The sequence below is a fragment of the Psychrobacter sp. ANT_H59 genome, assembly GCF_008369225.1.
Lineage (GTDB): Bacteria > Pseudomonadota > Gammaproteobacteria > Pseudomonadales > Moraxellaceae > Psychrobacter > Psychrobacter cryohalolentis.
This window is the reverse complement of record NZ_VOBE01000006.1, coordinates 62986-87355: the sequence shown is the minus strand read 5'-3', so window position 1 is coordinate 87355 and position 24370 is coordinate 62986. Positions and strand designations below refer to the sequence as shown.

Sequence of the window (24370 nt, the reverse complement as noted above, 5' to 3'; positions counted from 1 at the left end):
CATCGACACCTATCATCCCTTTATTCATGATATTTATCGAAAATAATTATTTAAGAGACTGCTCATTATCAACACAAGGCAAGTGATGCTCAGTACTGGTCACTTGATGGTCTTTCGAATAATCTTCTGGTCGCCCAAACATCTTAGCCGTCCAAGTTAATATAACAATTGATGCACTCAGCGCCATAACGGCAAAGGAAATCGTTGCTAACAGCCATAAGTGAAAGTTATCTGATACCGCCTGTACATCGACGACTAAATGTCGCGATAAAGCCGTAATCGCAATAAATATCAAGAACTGCACTGGCAAACGATGAGTCTTAAAATAGATCCCAATCATCGCTAACAGCTCTAGATAAATAAAGAGTAATAAGATGTCTTTCAAATCCGCTGAACCTTTTTGAAAGATCACAAAGAATTCTTTGCCCGCTGTCCAAACTACCACTACACTGATTAAAAATAAGATTATGTAATGAGAGACATCGACGAACTCTCTACCAATACCTTGTAATCGCTCATGAATACCCACGTTATTTTTAGCCATGTTAGATCCTATCAACGGTAAAGGGGTTGATTTAGCCTGAGTTTTTGTGCTGTCTACTGTGAAGTCTCAGGCTCCTTATCTATCGGCAATCCGTGCTCTTATGATTAACTCATTAACTATTGTCTAAACCGGCAGCTTTTTCAGCAGCATCAACGGTCTGGCGAATAAGCGTATTAATCGTCATAGGCCCAACGCCACCTGGAACTGGTGTATAAGCACTAGCGATATTTTCGACGCCTTGCAATTCAATATCGCCAACACCGCCATTATCAGTCGGATGGAAACCTGCATCGATAACCACAGCACCTGCTTTAATCCAATCAGCTTTGATCAGCTCAGGTACACCTACTGCTCCAACTATGATATCAGCACGTTTAATATGAGACTCTAAATCTTGCGTTCTTGAATGGCAAATCGTTACCGTACAGTTGGCATTTAATAGCATCATCGCCATTGGTTTACCTAAAATTGCACTACGACCTACAACTACGGCCTCCAAACCAGTCAGCTCAATACTATGATACTCTAGTAAATGCATGATACCTTGCGGGGTACATGAGCCATAAGCGGACTGCTGCATCGCCATACGACCAAAGCCAAGACAGGTCACACCATCGACGTCTTTTGCCAAGTCAATCTGCTCAAAGCAAGCACGCTCATCGATATGCGCAGGTACTGGGTGCTGCAGCAAAATACCATGGACGTCTGGATTGCTATTCAGCTCGTCTATTTTTGCCATCAGCTCTTCAGTCGTCGTCGCACTTGGCATCTCAACCCGAATAGAATCCATGCCAACACGTTTACAAGCATTGCCTTTCATACGTACATAAGTCGCAGAAGCCGGATCATCGCCGACCAATATCGTCGCTAAGCTTGGGGTACGTCCTGTCTTAGCTTTAATAGCGTCTACACGCGTACTCAGTTGCTGCTCTATTTGTTTAGCAAGTGCTTTACCGTCCAAAACGGTAGCAGATCCTTGGGCAGTTGACGTAATAGACGCAATTGACATAGTAACTCCAATAAAGGGTGCGATAAAAAAAGTAAAGACAGCGCCGCAATTGCTTGCATGCCTGTCTTATCCTTGATCAAGGTATGATTGATACTCATATTGTACCTGCCTGAGCCAAAAAATCCTAGCACCCTATATTCGATTCAATTTAAAAAGAACACTGTATTGCTGGGATAAATTTTACGAAGCCTCTGGAGTGCGAAGCGCACGGCAAGCGAGAGAAATTTATCCCAGCATAATGCTATTCTAAGCGTAACTCTTTTATATTGAACTCACTATATTAAAAAGCCATAATTAAAAAACAAGAACGTGACCATAAAAAAGTCGATCTATTAAATATTAGTAGACCGACTTTTTGTTTTCAAGCACTGTAGTGCATTGATTAAGCAAGCATTTAATAAGTCTGCAGCTCAATGCCTACACCTACGCCGATATCAGTCGACTGGATATCTGAATCTACTGCCCAAATTCGGCTAGAGATAAGCGTTTGAGGGTTGTATTGATGTTCCCAAGCCACATCAATACCAGTTAACTTATCAGTCGTTGGGAATGCTTGATTAATGGCTTCATCGGCTTGATTCACTTTAGCATGCTGTAATTTTGCATTAATAAAGTTACGGTTATCGATCCATAAACGACCACCAAGTGCGATACTTTCTGCATCGCCACCTAATGCATAACCTAATGGGAAGCCTTGCTGATAATAGCCATCCGTATAAACAAAGTGGTCATAGGAAATACCTCGAACTTCACCACTAGAGCGAGTATCTGTATACTCCGCATAAAGCTGGTAAGGTTTGCCATAAGCGGCAGATGCATAATCAACACCAGCTAAATACATACTTTTAGCTGGTAAACCGCCTGCTTCATCTTCACCGACATACTGTGCATAAACGCTAGCAGGCATATTCACCAATGGTGCCAATTTTAAGCGAGCATCGAAACCACCAAGCTGATTGGCTGGATCATTGGCTGCCTCAATACTATTAGTTGCTTCGTTATCTTTGGTTCCTAAGAGAGCATCAGTAAAGGAACTAAAACTCTGTGGACGACCTTCACCGCCCCACATAAAGGTACGAGAAGCACCGACTTCTAACCATTCCCGTGGACTAGCAGTCAGCCTCGCACCAAATAGCTTAGCATCAGGAATGGCTTCATAATCCTCTAGCTGACCGGCAAATAGCTGATACTGCCAAGGCCCGACCCACGATAAATATGGGAATGTCGGAGCAGTTTGCTGATCGCGCTGCATGGTAAAACCTGCGACCGGCAAGCTTGCATCGCCTCGAATAAGGCTACCATCATGACCAGGTCCCCACCACGTTGGAATTTTACCCGCGATTAACCACTGATTGGCAGCAGTACCAGCAAGGTATGAGCCCTCAAAGCTAACATCTGAGCTGTCATCGATAAGTTTGTCATTTTTTAAATTGGCTTGTAAATTAAATTCCCACTCCGCTTCGCTAAGCGACACGCCAACGCTTGCTTGTTGACCCGCAAGTTGATCGTCAGCAAATTTTTGTGGTAGCTGATCTCTATCGGTTTGTATATGCAGTGCTGCCGACCCTTTTACCACTGAGTTGCGGTTCTGATTCAATCGCGCTTGTACCGACTGCAGGATCTGCTGCTGCGCTGCCGTCTGGGCATGAGCTGTATTTAAAGCACGTTTGATTTCATTGGCTGTCAGTGGCCAAGTACTGGTGCTAATCTGCGCGACCCCTTGAGTATTTAACCAATCAAGATCCGCCTTGAGTTTTAGATCGTTCATATATAGGTTTTGTGCAGATGCCAACACCGACACTGAGGATAAGACACTCAAACCCAATAAAATGCTTAGCTTTTTATACATAATAGATTACTTCCAATGACTGACACTTATTGAATTTCATTTAACTGCATCACCACTACCTTTACCTAAAGCAGTTCCAACAATATAAGAAAAGTAATTTTTAAGGCTCATATTATCAATCATTTCTTTATCTTTTTTTGCCAAGCGTTCAGGTGTGGACATATCAATACCGCTTAACTGGGCTAAACCAGTGATGCCAGGTAAAACATTATAAACACCCATATCTTCTCTTGCTTCGATAAGGTCATTTTGATTAAAAAGATTAGGTCTTGGACCTACCAAGCTCATCTCACCTTTTAACACATTAATCAATTGTGGCAATTCATCGAGTTTGGTTTTACGTAATACTTTGCCCAGTTTAGTGATTGAACTGTTATCAGCTAAGTGACTAGCCACAGAAGCTGTATCTACCTTCATAGTACGAAATTTAACCAGTTTAAATGGTTTTTGATCTTTACCTACCCGTTCTTGAATGAACAACGGTGAACCTGTATCTAAATAACCAATAACGGTTACCCCAATTAATAGCGGTGAAGCAGCTATTAAGCCTGTCGCTGAAAATATAATATCCAGAGGTCTTTGTAAAGGCATAGACTGTAGAGCTGTTAAGTTTAACTTATAAAATTCGGCTGTTTTTCGAATTGACTCACTAGTTGAGTATTTAGGCTTCCAGCCTAACAAGGTTTTAGCTTTACTGATATCTACTTGTAAGGAGCCGGATAACCTTTGCGCAACGCCCGACTTGCCTACTACCGCAGCTGCTTTGTTTATCATGCTTGCAGGTATAGGTAGTGCTCTGTTCGTCAGTCCCAATCCCTTCGCTATTCCATCCAAGAGATCAGCAGTTGAAATATCATCATCGTCTGATATTAAAAATACTTGGTTTTTAGCATCTTTATGCTCGATACAGGTGATAATAAAATCTGTTAGGTTATCCACAGATACTAAGCTACGCAAGTTATGCTTAATTCCACCTATTGGTAGAGGAATACCTTTATAAGTCCATTTTATCAGCGATTGAAAGTTACCTTTAACATTTTCGCCGTAGACTAAGGTAGGACGAATAATCACTACCTCTAACGGTGTGGTTTCTGCTAATTTGAGCAGACCTTGCTCAGCTTCATATTTAGAAATACCATAAGGATCAGTAGGATTAGGTTTAGAATCTTCGGTATAGGGTTTACCAAGCTCTGTTCCTTCGCCATTTACCTTAATCGAGCTGATAAATATAAAACGCTTTACACCTACCTCAACCGCTTGGCGAGCTAGATTCAAAGTGCCTTCTACATTCAGCTTACGAAATTCAGTAAGAGGGTCAGCAGACTTATCATCCATTACATGCACACGAGCAGCTGTGTGAATGACAACATCGATATCTTTAAAAATATCAGTCGATAGTGGCTTATCCTCAAGATTGTTTATGATCCTGTATTCACAGTTAAGCTTCTTTAAAGGAGTTTTACGAACACCAGCTATGACGCTGTGCTTAGTATCCATCAAGCTATTAACTAATGAGTGACCTACAAAACCGTTAGCACCTGTTACTAAGATATTCATGGATTACCCTTAACTATATTTATATACCATCGTTTCATTAAAACAACTTTAAAGTGTGCGAATGATATTTAGAATTTTATTCATAGCAACCTCAGACGAAAACTTATTTATTAAAGTTTTTCTTGGAGAGTTATACTTTTGGGTTTGAATATCGCTGACTGCTTTATCTAACATTTCAGCTATTTCTTCAATATTACTAGTTTCTACTACCCACCCTATATTATTTTCTTCTACCATCTGATAAGTTTCAGAATTTTTATCCATGATTGTAAATATTAGTTTGTCTGCTGCCATAGAATAGTAAGCTTTACTAGGTACACCTAAACCAAGCATACCATCTGCTAGAGTAACAATAGAAATATCACAAGCATTCAAGCCTATAGACTTGTTCTCCTGAGAAACAGAACCATAATATATAATATTTTTATTGTTTGACTCACTAATCAACGACTTAAGCTCATCGACATACACACCATCTCCGATAAAAATAAATTGAGCATCCTCTGCCCTTTTCATTAACTTAATCGCTTTCATCAAACTTGATATACCTTGCACTCTTCCAAGATTACCAAAAAACTGGAATACTACTTTTTGTTCATCTTGCCAACCTAGCTCAGTTAAAATAGAGTTATTATTCTTAGCTTGTAACGTAATATCCTTTTCATCAATCCAGCTAGGTATGACAGTGATCTTATTATGATTGGTTTTATTATAAACCAGATCTTTCATATCTCTACCAATAACAATAATATCATTTGCACTAGCGTAAACAGAATCAAAAACACGCTTTAATAATTTATATCCAACATTATCTTGTTTGATTATCTTTGCTGCAACTAAGTTTTCTGGAAAAACATCATGAACCAGAAGCACCCATTTAAAACCTATTATCTTTTTTAAAATATGAATGATAATCAGGAGTAAAATGGGAGTAGTACCAGTGAATACTATGTCATCTTTTTTAATATACTGAGCGCAATTTTTAAAAAAACTAAATCCAATAAATAGCTCATAAGAAGATCTACTGACTAGGCTTTTCTTATCGAACGTAACTCCTTTTACATACAAAGCTTCAGGCTGATTAAGTACTTTCTCGTCCTTTTTAGTCAATAAGGTTAGATCTATATCTTTTTGTTTACTAAGAAACTCATGTAGCTTACCAAATAGATAACCCGTTGTATTTTGAGAGGAATCGTAAAACTCTGTAATTAAAAATAATTTTTTAGACACAGTCATTCCTAATATTTTTTCCAAACAACACGATTAACATAATCAGTATAACTCAAAATAATTCTGACCACCTTCTCACTGACATTTGGCATACTATAATCATCTACCAAGCGTAATGAACGCTCTTCACCCCGTGCCTGCGACTCTAAAATATCTAACCCCTGTAAAATACGTTTAGCAGTCAACCCTACCATCATCACAGCAGCTTCCTCCATACCCTCAGGACGCTCATGGGCTTGGCGTAGATTCAGCGCCGGAAAGTTTAGGATAGAAGATTCTTCGTTAATCGTACCGCTGTCTGACAATGCAGCTTTAGCAGAAAGTTGAAGCTTATTATAATCACTAAATCCAAGTGGCTTTAATAACTGCACAAGTGGATGAAACTCTATATTTAACTCTTCAATACGGTTACGAGTACGGGGATGCGTAGAAACAATTACTGGAAACTGATATTTCTCTGCCACTGCATTGAGCATATCGACCAAATCTAAAAAATTCTGATCAGAATTGATATTTTCTTCGCGATGAGCACTGACGATAAAATATTGCCGCTCTTTAAGCCCTAACGTTTCTAAAATATCAGACGCTTCAATTTTAGCTTTATAATGGTTTAAAACTTCAAACATAGGGCTGCCAGTTTTAATGACTAGATCAGCAGGTAAACCCTCGGCAAGCAAATAGTCACGCGCAATAGTACTATAGGTTAAATTAATATCTGCAGTATGATCTACAATACGGCGGTTAATCTCCTCTGGTACACGCATGTCAAAACAGCGATTGCCCGCTTCCATATGGAAAGTAGGAATTTTACGGCGTTTAGCAGGAATGACTGCCATACAGCTATTGGTATCGCCGAGCACCAGTAAAGCTTCCGGCTGTACTTCCTCTAAAACTTTATCGACGCCTATAATGACGTTACCGATAGTTTCAGCACCCGTTGAGCCTGCTGCATTTAAAAAGTGATCAGGCTTACGAATTCCTAAATCAGTAAAAAATATTTCATTGAGTTCATAGTCATAGTTTTGACCCGTATGGACAATTATGTGATCGAAATATTTATCACATGCCTGCATGACTCGAGACAGTCTAATAATCTCTGGACGTGTCCCTACGACAGTCATTAGCTTTAACTTATTCATAATAAAACTCTTATTCTGTTATTGGCATAGCATAAGTATCAGGTTTTTCTCGGTCAAAAATCTCGTTCGCCCACAGCATAACGATCATTTCACCCTCACCGATATTAGTAATATCGTGAGTCCAACCTGGTACAGTTTCGACAATTCTTGCTTCATCGCCATTCGTTGTTAAATCATAGTATTCGCCAGTAACGATATGCTTAAATTTAAATAACGCATTACCTTTAATGACTAAAAACTTTTCAGTCTTACTATGATGATAATGTCCACCTCGAGTAATGCCTGGATGAGCAGTAAAATAGGAGAATTGACCAGCATCAGGTGTCTTAAGCATCTCTACAAAGACACCACGCTCATCACCATGCTTAGCTACCGTATAGTCAAATTGACTGGGCTGTAAAAAACTTAAATAAGTAGAATATAGAGCGCGGGTTAGACCAGTACCTACTGGCAGCGTTATCATGGTTTCACGCGACTGTTTAAACTCTCGCAGAGTGTCCGCTAAATTACCAACGGTAATTTGATACTCTGGCTCAATGACAAAGTACTGCTCTGGTGCATAATGACCTTGAATCATCTGCCAAAATATCTCTACCACATCATCTATATAAACTAAGCGAATAACCGCATCAGGATTATTAATTTGAATGGGTAAATCGTTAGCGATATTATGGCAAAAAGTTGCTACAGCGGAGTTATAATTAGGGCGCGACCATTTACCAAATACATTAGCTAAACGACAGATATATACTGGATTACCTTGATTGTTGTTTAAATCAATTAATACCTGTTCACCACCGAGTTTACTTTGACCATAAGCGTTGTCTTGGTCGGCTTGAATGGATGAAGATAAAATGATCGGAGTCTTTTTATTATGCTCTATTAGCAAATCAGCAATTTTTTGCGTTAATGTAATATTGCCCTCTACAAACTCTTGCTCATTTAATGGACGATTCACCCCCGCTAAATGTATGATCCAATCCGCCTTGATAACCGCATCTTTTAACTCATCTTCACTAGAGTTACGGTTAAGACACAAGATATTAATATCGTTTTGTTCGGATAAAAACAGAATAAGGTTTTTGGCAATAAATCCATTAGAGCCAGTCACTAAAATATTCACAATTAAGCCTCCGGATCAACATGTCTGCCTTCAGTTAAAGCACGGACAAACTCAAGCTTAAGGAGCAGTTGCTTCATACCTTCCACATCTAATCGCTCTGTATTATGGGAATTGTAATCCTCAATCTCAGTTATATGCAAATCACCTTCTTCGACATATTTGCCATAGTTAAGGTCACGCTGATCTGCGGGTACTCTATAGTAATAGCCTTGGTCAATAGCCACTGCCATTTCTTCGCGGCTTAAAAGGGCTTCATAAGCCTTTTCACCATGACGTGTCCCCATAATGACAATAGGATGCTCGTCAAGATTCAGCAGCCCTTTTAAAGCTTTGGCTAGCACTTCGATAGTGGCAGCAGGTGCTTTTTGTACAAAAATATCGCCATTCTTACCGTGCTCAAAAGCATATAACACCAAGTCTACCGCATCTTCTAACGTCATCATAAAACGCGTCATATTAGGATCAGTAATAGTCAAAGGCTTACCCTTCAATATCTGATCGACAAATAGTGGGATTACTGAACCACGAGACGCCATTACATTGCCATAGCGCGTACCACAAATAACTGTGTCTAAACCCTCTAAATTGCGCGATTTAGCCACCATGACTTTTTCCATCATGGCTTTGGAAATACCCATCGCATTGATAGGATAAACGGCTTTATCCGTACTTAAGCAAACCACACGCTTCACTTTATTTTGAATAGCTGCTTCTAATACGTTTTCAGTACCAAGCACATTGGTCTTTACCGCTTGCATAGGATGGAATTCACATGATGGCACTTGTTTAAGTGCAGCAGCATGGTAAATATAATCCACACCGCGTGTAGCACTAAGCAAACTGTAATAATCTCTTACATCGCCAATGTAAAACTTGAGCTTAGAATTAGCGTAAGCTATACGCATATCTTCTTGTTTTTTTTCATCACGGCTAAAGATACGAATTTCTGCAATGTCCGTATCGAGAAAGCGTTTAAGTACCGCATTGCCGAATGAACCTGTACCACCGGTGATGAGAAGGGTTTTGTCTTTAAACATGTACATACCTTTTTATTAATTTATTTATTAGCTGCATACTCAAACATAGCAATATTGGCATCAATGGCATCTCTTTGAGAAAATTTATTTCTTGCCCATTTAAGTACGTTTTTTCGTATTTCATGATGATCATCTTTACTCATCAATGCCAGCTTATTAATAGCACTACTAAATGCACTTGGATTGTCTAATGGCAAATCCCAACCAAGACCTTGTTCAGACAGATTACGCCAAGGAGTAGCATCAGAAATTAATAACGGCAATCCTGCGCACAATGCCTCTGCAATAACATGGCCATAATTCTCTCCTTTTGTAGGCATAAAGAAGAAATCATATGACGATAATATCGGAACTACCTGTTCAGGCGTTAACTCGCCTTTATAATGTACATCAATATGTGAAGGTAAATCAGATATAATACTTTGACAATGCTGCCAATAACTCTGGTCTTCAATTGGCCCATATATATCATAAACCAAAGGATTTTGAACGCTTTTGAAGGTTTCTAGAGCAAAACCTAAGTTCTTCATAGGGGAAATACGAGAGATAAAAACAGCTTTGATTATTTGTTCTCGTATAGCAATATTTTTAGCAAACTCCTGAGCGCCAATATCTTCCGCTATAACAATATCTACTTTGGGTCCTAATACTCTTTTTATATCTTCAGCTTCATAGATACTTGAAGCCTGATATATAGTTCCACGATGTAAATTCAAAAGCTTATATAGTTTTATAAAAGTATTTTTTTTTCGTGATTTTAAACTCAATGCACCTTCTGAAAACTCACCCCTAGGACCAACGATAACTTTTTGACGTAGAGTTTTTGCTATTATTAACGGTAATACTGAAAATGTAGGCGAAAAAAAGCTATTTAAGTATATTAGCTCATAATCCCTCTCGAACAAGATTTTAATAATTTGCTTGTAGCCTATATTGCCTGACTGTATATAAAACACTTCTGCGTTACCAACTTTATTCCAAGTATTATGATCTATCGAATTGTAAGGTAAAGTGTCACCAAGGTCTCGATCACTAGTTATTAACTTGTAAAACATAGAGTTTCCAGTTTGGTCGAATAAGTTTTTGATGGTCTTTATAGGTCCACCACCCTTATATCCAGGAAGATAGTGTCCCGTAAAAGTTAAAATATTCAAAAGACCTTTTACTCCTTTAATAATTTTATTATTAATAAAATTAGATCATTAAACTCAATCTATAGTATTTTTACTAAACTGCTTCAAGCAGTCCTTTAAAGCTAGCTGATGGTTCATTATTAATTAACGACAAGGATAACTGAACAAATCTTTCTGCTACTATAGCAGGAGTCCAGTTTTCTTTTATACTTAATCTTGATTTTACACTGAAGTCGTTTATTAACTTTTTACTATAGACCAACTCACTTAGACAGTCGTATAAAGAATCTTCTGAGCCAGACTTGAATAAGAATCCATTTACGCTATGTTCAATCAATGAAGCGCCAGCTCCTGTCTTATCTGAAGCAATCACTGCACATCCAACAGACATCGCCTCATTTACTACTGCACCCCAGCCTTCATACGCATTACTTGGCAACACGTATATATCGTATTGCGCCATAAGAGAAAGGACTTCATCTGCCGGTATGAATTCTTTGAACTCATAAAAAGAAGCACCTAACATTTTTTTTGCAAGCTTCTCTAATTTTTTTCGTTCAGAGCCATTACCAACTAATGTAAGTTTAAATTTTTTACCCTCATTCTGTATTTTTGCTAAAGCTTTAATAAGTAAGTCAACACGCTTCAATTTAATCATACGCCCAACCCATAGAATACTAGTGACATCTGAACCTCTGCTCTCACTCATACTAGGTATTATTATAGGAAACGCTGTGAAGTACCCCCATGCCCATACACGTGAGGGCATAGATGTCACTAAAGCCATGTCTCTTGCAGCAAATGGACCAATGGGTAAATAATGAAAATACTTACTTTTACTTAACTGCTTAAACTCTATAAACATTTTTAAATATAGTGGATGACATAACCTTAGTATACCTACTGGTGGCTTCCACCATCGTTCAGACATATAAAAACATATTTTATTATCATCAACACATTCTTGCATTTTACTAATTAGCCTTTCGCCACATATAACCACATCAGCTTCATCCCAAAACTTATCAAACTTTATCTGACTTTCTACTGAGTCATTAGGGTGAATAATCCAGTTTTCAGTATAATCTTTTTTCCAGCCATTATTTAGTCTTTCAGAATCTGGTCTTCCTAATGCAGCAAATAGAAAGTTCTCCTCGCCGACTAGTTACACCAATTCTTTAGAAAAAGGCAATTGATGATGGCTCACAATATTATTTACTTGCAGTATCTTCATATAATTCCTTAGTTCTCAAACAATGATTTTTTATGTATAGCTCGAAGATTAAGTAAATATGACTCTAAAAGCCAGAACTTCTATTAGTATTTATTGCATAACGATAATAGTTCTTGCTAATAAGTTAATAAACTTAAATCTAACATATAGTCAATCCACAATAAAAGAGATACAACCCATATCATGAAATAGTTTAGGTAGATTATTCTGCATCCACCCTTGGCGTAGAAACTTAGCTTGTGCCCACTTCTTTTCAATGGGATTTAGATCAGGACTATACGGTGGCAACCATAAAATACGATGGCCATGTCTGTTCAGTAGTTTTTGAATGCATTTATTTTTATGAAACCGAGCATTATCCATCACAATCACGCATTTGGTTTTAAGACTTGGGATTAATGTCTGTTTGCACCACTGATAGAATATATTGCTGTTAATGTTCTGTTCAAAATAGTCCAGCGCAAACAGCATCTTTTCATAAAGAGCACCAATGACGTTAGTTCGCTTTTTTGCTTGCCAATTGTAGCTGTCGATACAGGGTTTACCTATCAGTGCATAGCCATAAGGACGAATGGTTTCAGCTTCAAAGCCACTCTCGTCCATATAAACAATGGGATAGCCTTGAAGTATAAAACCATCGAGTTTACTCTGGTACGCCGCTTTTTTGATCGGACACGCTTTTGGATGTTCTAAGGTCTTTTTTTTGACTGATACCCAAACGTTTTAAAGCAATCTCAATGCCTGATTTACTACAGCCTAAACGTTGCGCTCGCTCGTACATGTAATCGTCTGGATATTGCGCAACGTCTTGAAGAAGTGTTTCATTCGGTATTTTACTGGGTGCTTTATCTCGAGTTTGTTTGATACTTGGGTTTTTCAGCCAGCGTTGTAAAGCAGTTTTGCTAACGTTATAGAAAGTACAAGCCTGACGGATACTCATGTCTTTGTTTTTAACACTTTTAATCACTTGCGCTCGGAAGTCTGCAGAATAAGTCATAGTTATTAATATCTTTCTATCAGTTTTAAAAGTATTGTATCTTATTTATAAAAGACTGACTATACTATTATATAAAACAATAATTAAGTTCAATTTCAATGGATTGATAACTTATCTATAATTCCAAAAATTGAAAGCTGCTGATTCCCAGTTATTAGAGGGGAATCCCTTGATAAACTGAATTATAATATTCATATCAAGCTGATAGAAATTGCCGAAAACTCCAGTAGTGAATAAATATAAAAAAATAGAACAGTAACTTAATATATACCCTATAGTTATAGTTTTAACGCCTTTAGGCAATTTATAAATACCATTAGCAAGAGCGATACACACGAACGGTAAAAAGTAAATCCTAACTCTTTGAGAAATGAGAGGAATACTTATTGTTAGGATTTCAATAAGCAGCATTAACAGTGTTGCACGATACACCCAATCATCTACTTTCGAGTGAATAATTTTAATCTTAAATTGAGAATATAATGCTAAAGCGAAAATACTAATACGCACTAAAGAAGAATATAGGTTAGCCACTTTTGAATCTTCAGCGTACATTTGTAACTTACTAATAGCTAGGTAATTAAATGAGCTAAACACTCCTGATGTCAAAAACCCTATGAATAAAGAGCCAGTAGCTAAGCTTCCCAATACTAGTATTAGAGTAAACTTTTTTGTACTACGCTTAAAAAAACTTAATTTACCTAATAGTAGTACTAAGCTTGAAATATGAAAGCTACTAGCAATTACAATAGAAAATATACTAGGATATCTCTTGATTATCAGAAAGCTTGATAACAAAACTATTGAAGCTAAAACTTGTCTTAATACATCATTGATATAGGGGTATGTCAATGCAAAAAATATAGTTACTGCAAGTAAAGGAAGTTTCGTATATCTTTTAAATATTACCAATAATAGAAGAGTATTAATAGATTTAATGGCAATTGCAAAAAACCAAAAATTCATGCCCAAGGAAGCAGAAAAGACTGATAATGCACTATACAAAGCCTCAAAACTTTCAAAATTATTATGGTAATAATTTTCTTGATAAGCAACCCAGTCGACTCCTACTTTATAACCTAATCCTAAAGTGAAAAGCACTAACACAGAAGCTATAAACCATAAAAAACTCTTAATATTATTGCTTAAGTTGGTTGATTCTAACAACGAAAACAAAACTAATATGAGGAATATTACAAAGATACCATTCATTGAGCTTACCAGTTAGAGAATTTTGTGATTAATCTTGTCAACTAAGGTTGATCCATCAACACTTCTTACTTTTCTAACAAAGAGCTTCTCAGACTGTTTGAGTTCATCCCAATCATTAATAGTAAACCACTTAGTTAAAGAGTTATCGATGAGATGAAGATTCGCTAAATAGTCTAATCCAAAATATTTAAAATCTTGTAGCCCCGTGCATTGAGAGACCAATTGGGAATTGCCCAAAATAGTATGGATGTAATGCTCATCTGCCGCGTAGGTATATCTGAACATATTTTGAAACCATCGGTTATTTTCATGGAAGTCTACTGCATATCTAGCACATGGCGCATTTAATGCAGTCCAATTACTACCTCCGTAGGCTATTATATTATCTTTCCAAGTATTTGGAATATGTGCATGGAAACTAACTCTTCTTATAATACGGTGTAAATTGTCAATAATTTTATTTCTAATAGGGAAGGGATTATCCATTAAGAATTTATATTGTATTTGACGATAAAGCAGACGGTGATCTGTCATTTTAACGTACTTAATAAAGCTCTTATCTTTATTGTTTACAAAAAAGCTATCTATATAGTCGATAGATTTGATAGGGTAGCAACTACCTGATAAAAAGATATAGTGAGAAAATTCGTCTTTGTGCTCAACCGCTAGTTTTAGCAGTTCCATCATTACTGTAACCATAGAGAATCCAGCCCAAGAAACTTTAATTCTCGGTGTAAGGAAATGTACATTTCCTTTCCTAGATAAGTTTAAAAAGCTCGTATCATCTACAAACCCATCAATATGAATAAATATTTCACAGTTATTCCCCAAAGCAGTTATAAGCTTTGATAGATGTTCTTTGTCATTGTGAGCCATAATACAGTATGCAACTTTGTTCATAGAAATTTCCTATATATACTTATCCGCACTTTTTAATACATTTGTGATTATTTGAATATTTTATTAATGTAATTAAACTTAACGCAGCAGCCAGTTAAAATAGTAAAAGTTATAACCTCACTGAAAGCAAGTCCATAGGCTGCTCCTACGGCACCGAGAGATTTAATCAAAATAGGAGTATAAATAATATGTAATATAGAAACAGCTATAGGGACTAGATAATACAGCTTTGTGTGTCCCATAGGAACGAGTATATAATTACATAGAATAACTGAAATTACTGAGAAAAACATAGCTATAGATAAAGGAATCCTGAGAGGTACAGCATCTAGATAAGCATCACCAAGCAAAACATTGATAATTGTTATATTAAAGAATATGTATAGAAAGGTAATTATTAATAGTAAGACAGTCTGCGATAAAATTATTGCTTTCAATAGTGAAAAAGCTTTTGTCTCGTCTGTAACTAACAAGGCGTTCACTCTAGGAAAAATAGCGCCACCTGCAACTATAAATAATCCAGCTAGGGCTCCAGTAAATTTATTAGCAGCACTATAGATACCCATTTCATGTTCTGAAGATAAGAAGCCTAGCAGTAAAGGAGTGCTAATAGTATAGACACTAATAGCAAGACTCCCAATGAAATAAGAAGTAGAGTCTGATATCTCCCTAAACGTATTTTTGAATAGCCTAAAGTCTGGCTTTCCAATACTTTTATGTTTTATTATACTTATCCATGATAATAAGGCAGCAACTAATAAAGTACAAGACTGTATGAGAGCAGCTATAACAATATCTCCTTCATCTTTTACTAAATAAAAGGTAGAAGGCAGTATACTTAGCTTGGCTATCACTTGAGAGATTAGTATTACTTTGATATTCTCGATACCCTGAAAGTACCAAAGTGGAAAAATAGCGGTTGCGACTAACTGTGGCGTAAATGCTAATAGTATATATAGAACATTATTAAGCTTAGAATTAAATATTGCTAGGCCTAGCATAAGCATTATACTGAAACTTAAAAGCATGAGCTTAGCGAATATAATATTCCAAAATACTTGATCAATACTTAATCCTTGCTTCTTTAAAATAGAGATCTTTTTAGTTCCACTAAGTGTGAAACCAAAGTCTATTACTATGCAGAAATAAAGGATTACAGAGTTAGCAAAAGATAATGAACCATAGTTTTCGGTTCCTAATACTCTTGCTAAATAAGGAAAGATAATTAAAGGTATTAGGTAGTTTAAACCCTGTACGAATATTAAGTAAATTACATTTTTTCTTAACAAGGACATATAATCCCTAACTCTCATAATTGATTTTAAAAAGGCATTTTTATAAAAATAATTTATTTATATATATAGCTAAAGTTCATCAATGATATACAAGATATTATTTATTAAACCTTATTTAAAAATCTTTACGTTTGTTGCTCTATATTATCTTTATAGCCTGCTACAAATTGCTTGAATTGCTGCTTCAGCCAAATGACGTCAAATTCTTTTTGCTTTTCAGTCAGCTCAAACAGTACCGATTCAAGCTCATCTAGTGGAAAGCTATGTTCCATCGCTTGCATGATAAGAGGGTGATCAGTGGATTCGACATTGTCTTCACCGATGATGAGCTCTTCATAAAGCTTTTCCCCATCTCTAAGTCCAGTGAAAATTACTTCGATATCACCTTCAGGATTTGCGGTATCTTTAATATCAAAACCACTTAAATGAATCATTCGCTGTGCCAAATCGACAATCTTAACCGGCTCGCCCATATCAAGCACAAACACCTCACCACCTGATGCCATCGCACCCGCTTGGATAACTAAATTTGCCGCCTCTGGAATCGTCATAAAATAACGAGTCACATCAGGATGGGTGACCGTAATCGGTTTACCTTGCTCAATCTGCTTGGTAAATAACGGTACTACAGAGCCTGATGACCCTAGGACATTGCCAAAACGCACCATACTGATACAGGTTCGGCTATTTGTTTGGCTAAGCGCTTGGCAAACCAGCTCTGCTAAGCGCTTAGAAGCGCCCATCACATTGGTCGGTCTTACTGCTTTATCGGTCGATATAAGTACAAAGGTCTCTACATTTGCTGCAATCGCAGCGCGGGCGCAGTGATAAGTGCCTTTCGTATTATTAATAACGCCTTCAAACGGATTGTGTTCAACCATAGGTACATGTTTATAAGCAGCCGCATGATAGACTGTCTGTATGCTGTATAGCTTAAATATTCTCAGCAAATTGTCTTCATTTGTTACACTACCGATGACAGCGACGATTTCAATATCTTGATAAATAGAATCATTAGCTTGTTTCGCTATTAGTTCCTGATGAATGCTATACAGTGCGAATTCAGATAGCTCATAGAGTACAATACATTTAGGTTTATTTTTAATCACTTGACGACATAACTCGCTACCAATAGAGCCACCAGCGCCAGTGACCAACACGCACTTATCTTTAATATTCATCTGTAGTAATTTGGCGTCAGGTTCAACAGTCTGTCTGTCTAACACATCCAAGATGTCTACTTTGCGCATGCTACTGACGGTCACTTTTTCGTCAGCGATTTCCTCTAGGCTTGGTAACTCCTTGATTTTTATAGCAATACCCGAGAGTTTATCTATAATCTGGCGTTTTTGCGCGCGACTAATAGAAGGTATAGCTAAAAACACCTGTGCAATGTCTAGCTCCTCCACTAAGCTTACTAACTCATCAGCAGCATAAATCTTTTTGCCGAGTAAATAAGCACCCGTAAGCTGTGGATCATCATCAACATAAGCCACAACATTATATTTATGTGAGTTTCTTAAGCCTTCTAATAAGTCTCGACCGGCTTCTCCCGCCCCATAAATGACAACATTATCATAATCATCTTCATTCTTAATACGGCGCTGGCTTTTACCTTGTAGCCGCGTTAAAAGCTCACGAATGGTTAGCCTGCTATTCCATAACCAAATAAAAAACAAAAACAAATATAAAATGGGTACGGCACGTGGCACATCAGGAAGGAGTTTAAAATAAAGAATGGTCTGGGCGATGATAATAAGGACAAAGAATAGCTGCAATACGCTACCCATCATCGCATCAAAAAAACCTCTAGCCACGCCATTATAAAACCCAATAGCGTATAAGCATAAGACTGGAATCAATGCACTCAGACTTATTACCAATAAGCTTACATGATGGTCTATATATCCATATCTCGCTGCAATAGCGAAGAATAAACAAACGGCTGACATAATAAAGTCAGTCAACATTAAAATACTACGCTTAATGCTTCTAGGTAGGCTAAGCAAAAACTTAGCGCTACGCTCAGCAAGACCAGTAGATATCATAGAGTTAACATTATGTGATTTGGATGAGGCTGATGGATCTATTGACATGACAAACAACTGTTTTATTCAAGCATTAATATTTAAAAAATTCTATATCTATCCGCTAACGATTAGTTATTATTGCCGTAAGCATAACTATAATGATAGCTATACTTACTTAGTAATCCCTGCTGTACATCGTTTAAGATAATACCGTCTACTTTGATATTGGCTTTATTCATCTGATTAACTGCATAAACAACCTGACCTTCTATAGACTTATCATAGCGAGCCACCATTAATACTTTATCTGCATACTGGGATAAAATCATAGCATCAGAAGCAGCCAATATAGGTGGCGAATCAATGATAATATAATCATAATGCAAATTCAGTTCTTTCATTAAATGATCGAAACTGCCATTAGCTAATAATGATGCCGGATTACGTGGGTGCTGACCTCGTGGCATAAAATCAATATTATCTATACCAGTAGGATGAATAAAGCTTGCCAAATAATCCTCTTGATTAGCAACAATTTTTGATACGTGAGCGTTATCTTTAGATAAATGAGTCTTATCTTGTGATAAATAATCCCCTAGACCATTATCTTGACTCATACTAAACATCTTATGCAGCTCCCCCAAGCGCATATCAGCATCCATAATCAGGACTTTTTTATCTAACTGGGCAAATACCTCAGTTAAGTTAGAAGAAATAAATGATTTACCAACACCAGGGCTTTCACCAGTAATTAGTATCACTTTTGCTCTTTGACCCGCTCGACCTTGGGCTGGCATTCCAAACATTAGATTTGTTCTTAAGCTCTTAATGGCCTCATAGCTCAAACTATTATTATCTACGTAAGCCAGTAGTCTGTTAGGCGCTTTCTTATTACTCCTACGTAATCTTGTTAATAGTGGAGAGCGTGGAACCGTCGCTACCACAGGCACACCTGTCTTAGCCTCTAAACGCTCAGGGTCTTTTACCACATTTCTTAGCATGTTCTTAAGCAGTACGAGCATCGTTCCAAGCATCGACCCTAAAAGCATAGCCAAGATTATTATCAATAATTTTTTAGGCGCAATCGCTTTAAAGTTGTTGATAGGAAGATCAATAATACGGGCAAAACCAATCTGGCCAGCTTTAACGATTTTCAGCTGCTCATAGTTTTTGACTAGAGTTAAGTAAATCTCTCTATTAATAGTGCTATCAGCTGATAATTGTAAAAACTCTCTTTGAATCTCAGGCAAACCTACGATAGTATCATCTATATCTTGCTTTCTAGTATTCAGCACCTCTAACTGCTCATTGATCTGGGTCACCAATGGGTGCTCTTCTGTATAATAAGTCGTGAGATCTGCTTTCTTTAATTTAAGCTCGTTGAGTTGAACATCAATTTGAGAACTTTCTGTTAACAGTAACTCCGCTTCTTTACTTACATCAATGGTGCCGTATTTTTTACGGAACTCATTGAATATCGCTTCAGAATCTTCCAGTTTTTTCTTTAAGGTTGGAATCTGAGTTTCCATAAAGCTAATCGTTTTTGTGGTCTCTTCAGAGCCACGCGACTCATTTTGATCAATATAAGACAAGACGATTTGTTTTAATATCAAACTAGTCTGCTGCTGATTAGCGCCAGTCATAGATAGCTGAATAATACCAGTCTGCTTACCTTTTTCAACCACAGACAATTCCGTATTTATCTGCTCTGTAGTTGTTTGGAGAGACTGTTTAGTGATATTAATCGGATATCCATCAGCTGGCAGGTCGTTAACTGTGATTTGAATCTGACCATCTGTACCTCTGAACTGATGAACCTTGCCAATCTGACCTTTAAAGTCATCAAACCCGTTGCTTAACACAAACCCTGTCGCAGAGCGTGTTAAGATAAAAGGCTGATTTAAATAATCTTGCGAAACATTAAACTGACTGACCTCGACTTTGCCATCCTCAGTTTCAAGAGATACACCTTCAGGTTTATTGATCTGTGTATCAGTACTATTATTTTTAATTTTATCGATAGTACTAATATTAGGGTCAGAAAGTCGAATACGTAAATGCAATAAATTGACCACAGGCTCTAAGATCATACGAGATCTTATCAGCTCCGCCTCCGCCTCAGCTTTACTGGCTTGCGAACCAATTAGCTCAGAGATATCAGCGCCTAGAGCAGCCACTCCTTTGGAGTTTTCTTCAATTTGAATAAGCGCATCTGATCTAAAAGTCGGATTAACATACCGACTATACAAGATACCGACTATCAAACCCAAAACAGCAAAAAAGACAATGGTTTTCCAGCCACGTAAAATGGCAAAAAGTAGCGCCATTAAGTCGATTTCGTCATTGTCTTCTTTAGAGGCAGAGTTTGATACATTCTTCGAATCTGTATTCATAACGGTAGGTTCATCACTTGAGGTAATCGTTTAGTATTAGTCTTTTATAATAATTATTTATTCACAACAGTCACTTAGCTAACTTTATCGGCCCATTGCTTTATACCTTCAACAATGTCTTGATGTGCAGTCTCGAATGCACTTATCTCATGCTTGTAAGGATCAGCAATGTCTTTATTTATCCAATGACCTAGTTTAAAGGTTTTACCACGGCAAAAAGGCCAGCGTTCTTCAATCCACTTAGTTTGACCGTCTGACATAGTGAAAATAAGATCCACTTTTTTTGCTAACTGCTCATCAATTTGCTTAGCAATATGACTGGTAATATCAATCTGCTGTTTTGACATAATCTCTAGGGCAGCAGGGTCAGCAGGATGACCAACCAAAGCACCCACACCTGCAGAGTCAATAATTTTATTAGGAAAACGCTGCTTTAGCAGTGCTTCTGCCATTGGACTACGACAAATATTACCCACACACACAACTAGAATATGATCAAATGCCATGATAACTATTACCTATTATTTATAGACCAGAAAGAACGCTGATTGCTGAGGTAGATGGTAGTAGTGCACTAATGACACGATTCCAACGCGTCAAACCAGTAGGATCGACGTATACGATATCATTGGCACGCATCTCAAAACGATTGGCAAGCGCAAAACTGGTAATTGTCTGCATATCAACATAATAAATATCTGTCGTTTTTGTATTAAGGTTGTCGCGGACGACATATATCTTAGCAGCATTAGCAGTATTAGAATCAAGACCCTTTGATTCACCTAATACTTGTGCCAAACTGATGCCTTGTTCTCTGATAGGTACAGGTTCTACACGTCCAAATTCTCCTAGAACATATACTTTATTACGGTCTTGACTATTAACGTGGATAGAATCGCCATCTTGAAGATAGATTTGATTGGCAGAAGCCCCTAGATGGCGTAAGGATTGAAGTCCAATATTGTAGTTGACGCCTTTACGATTGAACACGATATTGTTTGAATCACCTGCAGGCGTTGCACCACCGGCCATAGAAATCGCAGTGTATAGCGAGACTGGTGAATCATTAATCGCAAATTCGCCAGGCTGTTTAACTTCACCATCAATAAAAAACTTATTACCACGGTAGTTAACAATTTTAACCTGCGGGTCTGAATATTTAAGATAACGCTGTAGCTGTTTCTGTAAATTAGCGGTGAACTGCGTCACACTCATATTACTGGCCTTGATACGCCCAATAAGTGGAAACTGAACAAACCCCTGCTGATCAACAGGAAAACCTGCTGCATAAGGATTAGTAACATCTCCAGCTGGTAAAGGAGTTATATTAGGATAGCCTGTAAGTACAATACTTAAGATATCTCCTTCAGAAATACGATATTCTGCTCGACCGGAGTTTCTTATTAACTGACTTAAGTTGCTGTTTGGAAGGGCTGCTTGTTTTGGTGGTAATGTCGCTAGGTTTAGCGGTTGAATATTAAAATGAAGGCCGTTTTCAGCGATGAATGCACCACTTGGTGGCAGCTCACCTGCTTGAAGACCTGCATTGATACTAGAGCAACCTGAAACCATACCCACTATCAACAGACACGTTATACCTAGTAACTTTGATGAATTAAAAAACATAAAAAGACCTTTGTAAATCATAGATATAAGTAGCGTCTAGCATTAAAACATCAGACAGCCATATCAAAGCGTTGCATTATGTGCAAAAAAACAAAACCATAATAACATAGGTGGTTAAATTTTGAACCATAATCATGTATTTTTGATGGAAATTACGATTTATCAGAAAATGGCTTATATGGAAAAATCCTAATATTTAGCATATAGTTATTGCTCATATAAATTATAAAAAATCTTCTCTTATTTATTTAACTAACCAATTTAAACCGACAAATGATATGAAAATTATTTACCTTATTCAGATATTAAAGTGGAAAATTATTTAAACATAATATCTATAACCCTTAGAAATAGCGTATAATATGCAGTCCAAATTTATACATTGAGAAATGTAAACCCACCGATTCAAGGAAATCGCTATGAAAGATGAAAAATTACAGAAAGCACTTGCCCGTATGGGACTTGGTTCACGTCGTCAGATGGAAGAAGTCATTAAAGCAGGTCGTGTAACTGTCAATAATGGGCCAGCAACCATTGGTGATCGTGTTGAACAAGGTGATGAGATTCGCGTTGATGGTCGTCAGATTAAATATACTGCCGAAAATGAGAAACGTCGCCGCGTTTTAGCTTACTACAAGCCTGAAGGCGAAGTATGCTCAGCCAATGATCCAGAAGGTCGTCCTACCGTATTTGAGCGCTTACCAAAGCTAACTCATGACCGTTGGGTTATGGTAGGTCGCTTGGATATCAACTCGACAGGCCTATTATTATTTACTAACGATGGTGAAATGGCGCATCGTTTGATGCATCCTTCTAGCGAAGTGACCCGTGAATATGCCGTACGTGTATTGGGCGACGTTACCCCAGATATGGCACGAGCGATGACAACAGGTGTCATGTTAGAAGATGGCTTGGCTAAATTTGAAGATATCAAAGAAGGCGGTGGTGAAGGCGTTAATAAATGGCATCATGTGCAGCTTAAGGAAGGTCGTAACCGTGAAGTACGCCGTTTATTTGAATCCCAAGGTCTTAAAGTCAGTCGTCTATTACGTACGAGCTACGGTAATATTGCATTGCCAAAAGAGCTACGTACAGGGCGCTTCTTAGAGCTTGATAGAAAAGACATTAATACGTTAACAGACCTAGTGAGCTTACGCCCGCGTTATGGTACAGGTCTTCATGGTGCTGCTAAAGAAAAGCAAGAGCGTATCAGAAACAAGCCGCTTAAAGCACGTCGTACTGACACTCGTGGCGATAATCGTAATAGCACTAGTAGTGCCAAACCAAAAAGCAGTGCAAGTCCTGCCAGTCGCGGCACCCGTAATACCCGTGACCGCAACGATAAACGCTAATATTTTTTAGATCTAGCATACTCAATAAAAAGCTGCCAATGATACATAATCATTGGCAGCTTTTTTGTATGTGGCATTAATGAGTATTCTCTAGCCACTGACATATTAGGGATTATGACTATCAATATAGCTTTTCATGATTCGTAAATCCTGTAATTGCTGCTGCTCCATTTGTTCTAATAAGCTATCTAAGCGTTGTTCTATATTATCTAATACGTCTTGCAGCAACTTGCCGGCTTCATCTCGTGATTGATTATTAACGCTTTTAGCATTTGATTTGATAATCGTCAGTTGATAATAACTACTGAGTAGTTCAGGTAAACGTGTATGCAGCATCTTATGCAATACGAACTGTGCTTCGGTGATTTCAGGCATCTTTTCTTGTGATTTTAGCTCTATCTGATAGTCATAATAACTGTCTACCTTTTCATCAATATGTTGTAGCTGGCGTAGCTGATTATCTGCTAAAGCTTTAAGATGCTTTTTATTAAGATTTAATTGTTGCCAGCTTATATTAGATAACGATAATGGTGCATTACCATTTTGATAAATAAGTACACCTGGCGTAATGCCGACCGCTTTATGAAAAGCATGCCAGCCTTTTCTACCTAGATAGAAGACGCTCATTGTCGTTATGACACCAACGCCTATTAATACACTCATAGCAATTTACTCGTAATCGTTCAACCGTCATTGATCATCTTAGCTAT

Annotated in this window: 21 protein-coding genes; 1 reads left to right on the top strand and 20 read right to left on the bottom strand. The window is 37.5% G+C overall.

Features of this window, described 5'->3' with window-relative positions:
- Nucleotides 1–46: 46 nt before the first annotated feature.
- The 19 genes from FQ083_RS10590 to FQ083_RS10500 form a co-directional block, all read right to left on the bottom strand.
- Nucleotides 47–544: a phosphate-starvation-inducible PsiE family protein gene (locus tag FQ083_RS10590; RefSeq protein WP_149409826.1), complete on the bottom strand. Its 498-nt coding sequence runs from the start codon at nt 542–544 to the stop codon at nt 47–49.
- Nucleotides 545–656: 112 nt separating this feature from the next.
- Nucleotides 657–1553 carry a bifunctional methylenetetrahydrofolate dehydrogenase/methenyltetrahydrofolate cyclohydrolase FolD gene (gene folD, locus FQ083_RS10585; RefSeq protein ID WP_149409825.1) on the bottom strand — a complete coding sequence of 299 codons (897 nt, stop codon included), beginning with the start codon at nt 1551–1553 and terminating at the stop codon, nt 657–659.
- A gap of 394 nt (nt 1554–1947) precedes the next feature.
- On the bottom strand, nt 1948–3402 hold the full coding sequence (locus tag FQ083_RS10580) for a capsule assembly Wzi family protein (RefSeq protein WP_149409824.1): 1455 nt from the start codon (nt 3400–3402) through the stop codon (nt 1948–1950).
- 36 nt (nt 3403–3438) lie between these two features.
- On the bottom strand, nt 3439–4959 hold the full coding sequence (locus FQ083_RS10575) for a hybrid nucleoside-diphosphate sugar epimerase/sugar transferase (protein ID WP_149409823.1): 1521 nt from the start codon (nt 4957–4959) through the stop codon (nt 3439–3441).
- Nucleotides 4960–5007: 48 nt separating this feature from the next.
- On the bottom strand, nt 5008–6189 hold the full coding sequence (locus FQ083_RS10570; RefSeq protein ID WP_149409822.1) for a glycosyltransferase family 4 protein: 1182 nt from the start codon (nt 6187–6189) through the stop codon (nt 5008–5010).
- An 8-nt stretch (nt 6190–6197) separates the two neighbouring features.
- Complete coding sequence (wecB, locus tag FQ083_RS10565; protein WP_149409821.1) at nt 6198–7328, bottom strand: non-hydrolyzing UDP-N-acetylglucosamine 2-epimerase; 1131 nt, start codon at nt 7326–7328, stop codon at nt 6198–6200.
- A gap of 10 nt (nt 7329–7338) precedes the next feature.
- A complete protein-coding gene (gene wbjC, locus FQ083_RS10560; RefSeq protein ID WP_149409820.1) occupies nt 7339–8451 on the bottom strand; it encodes a UDP-2-acetamido-2,6-beta-L-arabino-hexul-4-ose reductase in 1113 nt (370 codons plus the stop codon).
- Nucleotides 8452–8453: 2 nt separating this feature from the next.
- The gene (locus FQ083_RS10555; RefSeq protein ID WP_149409819.1) at nt 8454–9488 is read right to left on the bottom strand and encodes a polysaccharide biosynthesis protein; all 1035 of its coding nucleotides are present in this window, start codon (nt 9486–9488) and stop codon (nt 8454–8456) included.
- Between the two features lie 20 nt (nt 9489–9508).
- Nucleotides 9509–10642 (bottom strand): glycosyltransferase, encoded by a 1134-nt coding sequence (locus FQ083_RS10550; RefSeq protein ID WP_149409818.1) that lies wholly within the window; start codon nt 10640–10642, stop codon nt 9509–9511.
- A gap of 73 nt (nt 10643–10715) precedes the next feature.
- Nucleotides 10716–11591 (bottom strand): glycosyltransferase family 4 protein, encoded by an 876-nt coding sequence (locus FQ083_RS10545; RefSeq protein ID WP_149409817.1) that lies wholly within the window; start codon nt 11589–11591, stop codon nt 10716–10718.
- Nucleotides 11592–12005: 414 nt separating this feature from the next.
- Nucleotides 12006–12524, bottom strand: coding sequence for an IS630 family transposase (locus FQ083_RS10540; RefSeq protein WP_149409816.1), 519 nt, complete (start codon nt 12522–12524; stop codon nt 12006–12008).
- Nucleotides 12499–12852 carry an IS630 transposase-related protein gene (locus FQ083_RS10535; RefSeq protein ID WP_149409815.1) on the bottom strand — a complete coding sequence of 118 codons (354 nt, stop codon included), beginning with the start codon at nt 12850–12852 and terminating at the stop codon, nt 12499–12501. Before FQ083_RS10535 ends, FQ083_RS10540 begins: the two co-directional genes overlap by 26 nt.
- Nucleotides 12853–12963: 111 nt before the next feature.
- On the bottom strand, nt 12964–14064 hold the full coding sequence (locus FQ083_RS10530) for an EpsG family protein (protein ID WP_149409814.1): 1101 nt from the start codon (nt 14062–14064) through the stop codon (nt 12964–12966).
- Nucleotides 14065–14076: 12 nt separating this feature from the next.
- Nucleotides 14077–14964 carry a beta-1,6-N-acetylglucosaminyltransferase gene (locus tag FQ083_RS10525; protein WP_149409813.1) on the bottom strand — a complete coding sequence of 296 codons (888 nt, stop codon included), beginning with the start codon at nt 14962–14964 and terminating at the stop codon, nt 14077–14079.
- Nucleotides 14965–15011: 47 nt separating this feature from the next.
- A complete protein-coding gene (locus FQ083_RS10520) occupies nt 15012–16259 on the bottom strand; it encodes an oligosaccharide flippase family protein (RefSeq protein ID WP_188004106.1) in 1248 nt (415 codons plus the stop codon).
- A 125-nt stretch (nt 16260–16384) separates the two neighbouring features.
- Nucleotides 16385–18307 (bottom strand): nucleoside-diphosphate sugar epimerase/dehydratase, encoded by a 1923-nt coding sequence (locus FQ083_RS10515; protein ID WP_262881103.1) that lies wholly within the window; start codon nt 18305–18307, stop codon nt 16385–16387.
- A 110-nt stretch (nt 18308–18417) separates the two neighbouring features.
- A complete protein-coding gene (locus FQ083_RS10510) occupies nt 18418–20682 on the bottom strand; it encodes a polysaccharide biosynthesis tyrosine autokinase (protein WP_149409810.1) in 2265 nt (754 codons plus the stop codon).
- A 74-nt stretch (nt 20683–20756) separates the two neighbouring features.
- Nucleotides 20757–21188, bottom strand: coding sequence for a low molecular weight protein-tyrosine-phosphatase (locus tag FQ083_RS10505; protein ID WP_149409809.1), 432 nt, complete (start codon nt 21186–21188; stop codon nt 20757–20759).
- 19 nt (nt 21189–21207) lie between these two features.
- The gene (locus tag FQ083_RS10500; protein WP_149409808.1) at nt 21208–22308 is read right to left on the bottom strand and encodes a polysaccharide biosynthesis/export family protein; all 1101 of its coding nucleotides are present in this window, start codon (nt 22306–22308) and stop codon (nt 21208–21210) included.
- A 419-nt stretch (nt 22309–22727) separates the two neighbouring features.
- Between FQ083_RS10500 and rluB the strand changes: the two genes are divergently transcribed.
- On the top strand, nt 22728–23660 hold the full coding sequence (gene rluB / locus FQ083_RS10495) for a 23S rRNA pseudouridine(2605) synthase RluB (protein WP_149409807.1): 933 nt from the start codon (nt 22728–22730) through the stop codon (nt 23658–23660).
- Nucleotides 23661–23765: 105 nt separating this feature from the next.
- Here the strand turns inward: rluB and FQ083_RS10490 are convergent, their stop codons facing one another.
- Entirely contained in the window at nt 23766–24323 is a 558-nt protein-coding gene (locus tag FQ083_RS10490) for a hypothetical protein (protein ID WP_149409806.1), read from the bottom strand.
- Nucleotides 24324–24370 lie beyond the last annotated feature (47 nt).

Bases quoted from the DNA above. Each gene is read 5' to 3' on its own strand.
- FQ083_RS10590 (WP_149409826.1), bottom strand. From the start codon at position 544: ATGGCTAAAAATAACGTGGGTATTCATGAGCGATTACAAGGTATTGGT.
- folD (WP_149409825.1), bottom strand. From the start codon at position 1,553: ATGTCAATTGCGTCTATTACGTCAACTGCCCAAGGATCTGCTACCGTT.
- FQ083_RS10580 (WP_149409824.1), bottom strand. From the start codon at position 3,402: ATGTATAAAAAGCTAAGCATTTTATTGGGTTTGAGTGTCTTATCCTCA.
- FQ083_RS10575 (WP_149409823.1), bottom strand. From the start codon at position 4,959: ATGAATATCTTAGTAACAGGTGCTAACGGTTTTGTAGGTCACTCATTA.
- wecB (WP_149409821.1), bottom strand. From the start codon at position 7,328: ATGAATAAGTTAAAGCTAATGACTGTCGTAGGGACACGTCCAGAGATT.
- FQ083_RS10555 (WP_149409819.1), bottom strand. From the start codon at position 9,488: ATGTTTAAAGACAAAACCCTTCTCATCACCGGTGGTACAGGTTCATTC.
- FQ083_RS10545 (WP_149409817.1), bottom strand. From the start codon at position 11,591: ATGCAAGAATGTGTTGATGATAATAAAATATGTTTTTATATGTCTGAA.
- FQ083_RS10535 (WP_149409815.1), bottom strand. From the start codon at position 12,852: ATGACTTATTCTGCAGACTTCCGAGCGCAAGTGATTAAAAGTGTTAAA.
- FQ083_RS10530 (WP_149409814.1), bottom strand. From the start codon at position 14,064: ATGAATGGTATCTTTGTAATATTCCTCATATTAGTTTTGTTTTCGTTG.
- FQ083_RS10525 (WP_149409813.1), bottom strand. From the start codon at position 14,964: ATGAACAAAGTTGCATACTGTATTATGGCTCACAATGACAAAGAACAT.
- FQ083_RS10520 (WP_188004106.1), bottom strand. From the start codon at position 16,259: ATGTCCTTGTTAAGAAAAAATGTAATTTACTTAATATTCGTACAGGGT.
- FQ083_RS10515 (WP_262881103.1), bottom strand. From the start codon at position 18,307: ATGATATCTACTGGTCTTGCTGAGCGTAGCGCTAAGTTTTTGCTTAGC.
- FQ083_RS10510 (WP_149409810.1), bottom strand. From the start codon at position 20,682: ATGAATACAGATTCGAAGAATGTATCAAACTCTGCCTCTAAAGAAGAC.
- FQ083_RS10505 (WP_149409809.1), bottom strand. From the start codon at position 21,188: ATGGCATTTGATCATATTCTAGTTGTGTGTGTGGGTAATATTTGTCGT.
- FQ083_RS10500 (WP_149409808.1), bottom strand. From the start codon at position 22,308: ATGTTTTTTAATTCATCAAAGTTACTAGGTATAACGTGTCTGTTGATA.
- rluB (WP_149409807.1), top strand. From the start codon at position 22,728: ATGAAAGATGAAAAATTACAGAAAGCACTTGCCCGTATGGGACTTGGT.
- FQ083_RS10490 (WP_149409806.1), bottom strand. From the start codon at position 24,323: ATGAGTGTATTAATAGGCGTTGGTGTCATAACGACAATGAGCGTCTTC.